General features: G+C 71.5%; 4 protein-coding genes and 1 pseudogene. All 5 read right to left on the reverse strand.

What is annotated here, in order from left to right:
- Positions 1-826: FtsK/SpoIIIE domain-containing protein (locus ACWF79_RS34605; RefSeq protein WP_453732150.1), on the reverse strand; the 826-nt coding region annotated here is incomplete at its 3' end.
- Positions 827-2,139: 1,313 nt separating this feature from the next.
- On the reverse strand, positions 2,140-3,249 hold the full coding sequence (locus tag ACWF79_RS34610) for a rolling circle replication-associated protein (RefSeq protein ID WP_453732151.1): 1,110 nt from the start codon (positions 3,247-3,249) through the stop codon (positions 2,140-2,142).
- Between the two features lie 336 nt (positions 3,250-3,585).
- Positions 3,586-4,338 (reverse strand): hypothetical protein, encoded by a 753-nt coding sequence (locus ACWF79_RS34615; RefSeq protein ID WP_453732152.1) that lies wholly within the window; start codon positions 4,336-4,338, stop codon positions 3,586-3,588.
- Positions 4,335-4,688: a hypothetical protein gene (locus ACWF79_RS34620; protein ID WP_453732153.1), complete on the reverse strand. Its 354-nt coding sequence runs from the start codon at positions 4,686-4,688 to the stop codon at positions 4,335-4,337. Before ACWF79_RS34620 ends, ACWF79_RS34615 begins: the two co-directional genes overlap by 4 nt.
- Positions 4,685-5,471: pseudogene (locus tag ACWF79_RS34625) on the reverse strand (MarR family transcriptional regulator); the annotation flags it as partial. The gene ACWF79_RS34620 and the pseudogene ACWF79_RS34625, both read right to left, overlap by 4 nt.

The raw sequence follows: 5,471 nt of genomic DNA on the forward strand, positions 1-5,471 counted from the left end.
TGGTGGGCTTCCAGGTGGCCCGGCCCTGGGTCTCCATCTCTTCGAGGCGGGCCATCATCTCGGCGGCCAGCTCGGCGGCCACGGCCGTGATCTCGGCCCCGTCCCGGGCGATCCGGGCCCGGCTCCGCCACAGGGCACCCTCAACGCGCTTGGCGTCGATGTAGACCAGGGCGGCCAGCGGGTCAGCAGCGACGGCGGCCAGCAGGGGGCGCAGGGCCACCGACTTGCCCGCGCCGGACTCTCCGGCGACCAAGAGCCGCTGATAGGGGTTCACGCTCACCGCGCGGCCGGTCACCGTGTCCAGGCCGATGCCCTGGGCCTTGGGCGTCCACTTGAGGTCAGCGCCGTCCACGGCCGTGCGGGTCCGCAGGACCAGGGCCGCCCAGCCCCCGCGCTTGCCGTTCGTGATCTCGATGCGCAGACCCGAGCGGCAGCCCAGCAGGTTGCGTATGTGGTCCTCGGCGGCCTTGAGCTTGGCCACGGTCCACGTGCCGTCCAGCCGGACATTGCACGTGATGCCCGCCTCGGTCAGCTTCGGACGGCTGGTCAGCGTGCCGTTCAGCCCCCGGGATTCGGCTCGCTGCCGCCAGTTGCTCGGAGCGAGCCGGGACAGGATTCGGCGTTCTTCCTTGGTCGGCCAGATCCGGCGAGGCCGGTAGACCGTCACCAGGTGCCGGACCATGCGCCAGGCCGCCCGGCACGCGGAGCCGAACGCCTTCCACTGAGCCCGGCGGAAGGCCCGGGACTTGTACGTCAGGAGCAGCCAGCCAAGGGCCAGCAGGACAGCCAGGCCCTTGACGCCGAGAGCGTCAATCAGGGCCCCCACCAGGGTGGGATCATGAGCAGCAGCGATGTGCACGAGGTTCCCTCTCGTGTTCGTCGTTAGAGCCGTTCCGGGGGGTCCAGCCCCGGGGCGGCTCGCTTGTTTTGTTGTGTACGTCGGGTGATCGCCCGACCGACCGACCGGCGGTCCTAGGGCCCCCTACGCGTACGCGCGCGAGGAGCCGGGCGGTCAATCACTCAGAGTCACGGGCGATCTTGCCGATCGTCGGCCGTGAAATCCCGGTCACCTCCTGAATCTGTCGGTGGGGGACTTCGGCCCGGACCGCTCTCGCGATCAAGGGCCGTAGTTCCTCCTCGGTCTCTGCCAGTTCGGCGAGCAGTCGCCTGCGTCGCTCTCCCGGCCCGCTTAGTGCCTCTAGGGCAGCCGCCCGGATTTCCGCCGGGCTGATTTCGCTTGCCACGTGGTAAAGCATTGACCATCTGGACAAGGGTTGTCAAGCGCGGGTTTGTCGGTGGTGAAAACGGGGCTCCGCCCCCAACCCCCGGCAACCGCTCCCAGAGGGGAGGGGGACCGCCTTTGGGTGCGGGTCCGTAGGTGGTCGGGGTGGGGGCTCTGGGGGGGTTCCCTCCGGTCAGGCAGCGCCAGAGGCAAGCAGACCGCCCCGGGGGGTGCAAGCGACGAAAAGCGTGTCGCTTGCACCCCCCGAGTCGGCCCGCTAGGGCTTCGCCCGCTGCCCGACCGGAGGGAACCCCCCCAGAGCGGGGGAGCTGTGCGCAGGGCAGCGCAGCAGGCCGGGCGCGGGTCTCCGCAGGCCAAGAGCCCGCCGAGTTTCGTCAGTTGACGTATCTCCGGGCCCCTCGTTTCGTCAGTTGTCGAAACGAGCGAGTCAGTCTGAATCGAGCGGCGCAGACTGACGCACGCGGGATAGGCTGCCTCTCAGTGCTCAGGGTGAGCACGAAGAGAGGGGGACCGATGCACATCCGCATCGCAATCGCAGTGACGCCGCTCGGCGTGGCCCTGGTGGTCCTGGTGGTGCTCCACCTGACGCTGTAGCCCACCGGCCGAACGACGAAGCCCCGGAGCCTGACGGCTCCGGGGCTTCTTGCGTTTCGTGGTCAGGGTCGGGGGTGGGAGAACCCGCCGGCGGTCGGGCCCTGGGGGCCCTCTCGACGGCAGAACCTCCCACCCCCTTACGTGGGTGCCGCCCAGGGGAATCGGCCGAGTTCGGCCGCTGACGGCCTGTCGTCCGATTCCCCTGGGAGCGAGCTATGCCCGTGCGCTTCGCTTACGGACGCTCTGCCCCGCACTCCCTACGGTCGCGCCGGGGCGAACCCGGCCCGAGGGGGCCGGGCGGTTCAGGCCGAGGGGCCGTGAACCGTGTGGACCGCCCGCGCCACCAACGTGGCCAGGGACGGCCCGTCGTTGACGCACAGGAACCCGGCCCCCGACCCGAACCGGCGGACCGGTCGGCGCACCCTCCGGTACTTCTGCCGGATCACCTCGCCCGTGTCGCGGTCGACCACCACGCCGCGCGGCACGCTGACCTGTCGCGTGACGCCCTGAGAGCGCGCGTACCGGCGCAGGATGCGGGCCGCCGTGATTGCCTCCCGGGGCTCCAGCTCGACACCGGCCGTGGCTTTCTCCAGCCCCCAGTACCCCCAGAAGCGGCCCGGCCCGGTGCCCGGCTCCCGCCACTCAAGCGGTACCTCGTGCTGGTACTCCTTCGCGCTGAAACTGCCGTGCTTGGTGAAGTACACGGCCAGCCGCTTGGGGTCGGTCATCCGGTCGCCCTCGACCGCATCGACGGCCGTACCGGCGAGCTGGTGGCGGCGACGCTGCTCGGGGTCCTGGTGGTCAACGATGTCCGCCCAGACCACAGACAGCCACTCGCGGTAGGTCAGCGCGTCGCCCACGGCCGGGCGGTACCGGCGCTGTGTCATGCGGCGAAGCTCCCCGGCCCGCCCTTCCGGCTGAGGCCCCCACAGGTGGATGTGCGGGGCCCCGCGACGCTGGAACTCCAGCTTCCAGAGTCCGACGAAGGCGAAGCCCCAAGCCCGCTCGAACCGCTTGCGGAACTGGTCAAGGTGCCGCTTGACGGCCTTCCCGGTCGGGGCGACAGACAGCCACTCGCCGGGGTACGTGAGCGTCGTCATGGGCAGCCGCAGGCCCAGCCCCAGGACCGGGGAGTAGTCCAGCTCTGCCAGCGTGCGGACCATGCGGGCCCGGGACTTCCGGGACCACTCGGTGACCGTGCGGGACGGGTCGGGCCGCTCGGGCGCGTGCCCGTGCTCGGCGATGTACCGGGCCGTCTCGTCCACCTGGGCGCGGCGGGACCGCTCGGCCCGCTCGCGGGTCCGCTCCTGCCGGGCGATGTCGGGCCACCCGATCGAGACCACGCCGGGCGCGATGGTGACGACCGGACGGGGCCCCTCGTGCCCGTCCCAGCCGTCCCGCTTGTTGAACATCCCGGCGGCGATGGAGACCAGTTCCGGGGTGGGGAAGGCGCGCGGGCGCTTGGCCTTCCGACCTGCGGTTTTCTGGGGGGTCTCGCTTACGCGGCGAGTTATGGCACATGTAACAAGCCCTGCCGGGGCCGCGCCGCCGCTCGCTCCTTGTGGAGTCTGGGCCGGGGTCTCTCGTAGGCTGTTCAAAGCAACGTTTCCTGTCTCGGTGTCGTCGAGATTCGGAGGCGGACGGCCCAGAGTTCGCAGCTCTGGGCCGTTGCCATGTCTGGGGGTCGATCTTGCCCTACAACGACCGTGCGGCCCGCCGGAATTGACCGGCGGGCCGTTGGCGTGTCGTCAGCCAGCGTTCATGAGCTGGAGCTGACCGGGGACCGGTTGGGGCCCGTGCTTGGCCTCCAGGCGGTTGTACTCACGGGCCACCCACTGATGGGTGCGGGTGGACAGTTCGGCCGTCTCGCGGGTGCTCAGGCCCTTGCGCCATCCGTCCTCGATCGCCTTCCGGGCGGCCTCGGTGGACAGCCGTTCGGTAGCCGGGGTGTCCACCTCGGCGGCCGGGGTGTCCACCGGTTCGACCTGCGGCGTGTCCTGCTCGGCGACCTCGGCCGGGGCCGGGGTGGACGAGGCGGGCTGTCCAGTGGACACCGGGGCCGTCTGCTCGGCACGGGCCAGAGCCTCAGTCATGGCCCGCCGGTAGACGGGGCCGACCTCGGCCACGATCAGCAGGAGCGCCGGGGCGATCAGGTGGACGGCCACCCCCACCCAGTCATGGGCCTGTACGGCGGTCCAGACGTTCAGGAAGACCGACGCCCCGCCGGTGAAGAACCGGAAGCGTCGAGGCCACGGGCCGGGGTCGGCCGCCCCGTAGCGGGCAAGGACGCTGTCCGCCTGGAGCGCCATCACGAACGCCACGTCGACCATGAGGCCGAGGACGAAGCCGGACCACTCCCAGCCGGGGGCGGAGTGGGCGGCCACGAACGGCGTGGTGGTCATCAGGCTGTAGAACACGACGCCGACGATCAGGAACCAGGTCCCAGCGGTGAGAACGGTGTTCGTCCGGCGGATCACCTGGGGGTCAATGTGCTGGCTCACTTGGAGTCCTTCCGGAGTTCGCGGACCGCCTTGACGGCGACAGGGGCAGTGACGGCGACCGCGACGGCGGCCACGGAGAGAGCCAGGAACAGGCAGACCAGGACGGCCCCGCCGCCGAGGGCGGCCAGGACCAGCCAGGCCCGGTCAGCCGAGGACTTCCGGGGCTGCTGCTGGGCGAGGAGCGCGGCGGCCAGCGCCTGTGTCTGGACGGCCTGGGCCTGGGCCTGGGCGGTCTGGTTCTCCATCAGGAGGCGGATCACTTCGAGGGTCTGCGTGTCCTGCCGGGCCTCCTGGGCGGCGGCCTGGGCGGCGGCCAGGGCGGCGGCCTGGGGGGTCAGTTCGTGGCTCATGCGGCGGCCTCCTCGGCGGTCGTGTAGCGGGTGGCGGAACCGGCTCCGGTGCGCTGGGCCCGGCCCTCGGCGACGAGGGCGGCCAGGGCGTCACCTACGGCGGACTTGCCTCGGCCGGTAGCGGTGACCAACTGGGCACGGCTTGCAGGGCCCTTGGAGGCCCGCAGAGCGGCCAGGACGGCGGCCTTGGTGTCATCGGCCGGGGCCGGGGCCGCCGGGCCCGCAGACGGCCGTACAGGGCCGTTCTCCTGACTGGGCTTCACCGGGACGACCGGGGCGGCCTGGCCGTGCCAGGGCTCCCGCTCGGGGAGCGTCTTCACCTGGTCGTCGTCCAGGTGCCAGACCCGGACGGCCACCGGCCCCCGGCCCTCCCCACGGATCAGTACGTGACCCGGCTTGGGGAGCTTGTTCGCGTGCCAGCCCTCGGCCGTGGCGTCCTCGCCCAGGACCGTGCGGGCCTCACCGGGGGTCTTGACCTTGAGGCAGAGCTGAACGCCCATCTGGGCACTGATCTGCGGGTCGATGCCGCCGCCCTGGCCCTGGGTCGGCTTCTGGGTGCACCACCACAGGTGGACCTCAGCGGCCCGGCCCATGCGGGCGATGGACGACAGGTGGTCCATGGCGGCCTTGGCCAGGGTCATGACCTCGGCCCCTTCGTCCACGACGACGACCAGGCGCGGCCGGGCCTTGGTGGGCTTCCAGGTGGCCCGGCCCTGGGTCTCCATCTCTTCGAGGCGGGCCATCATCTCGGCGGCCAGCTCGGCGGCCACGGCCGTGATCTCG

Source organism: Streptomyces sp. NPDC054975 (assembly GCF_053609105.1).

Bases quoted from the DNA above. Each gene is read 5' to 3' on its own strand.
- ACWF79_RS34610 (WP_453732151.1), bottom strand. From the start codon at position 3,249: ATGTTCAACAAGCGGGACGGCTGGGACGGGCACGAGGGGCCCCGTCCG.
- ACWF79_RS34620 (WP_453732153.1), bottom strand. From the start codon at position 4,688: ATGAGCCACGAACTGACCCCCCAGGCCGCCGCCCTGGCCGCCGCCCAG.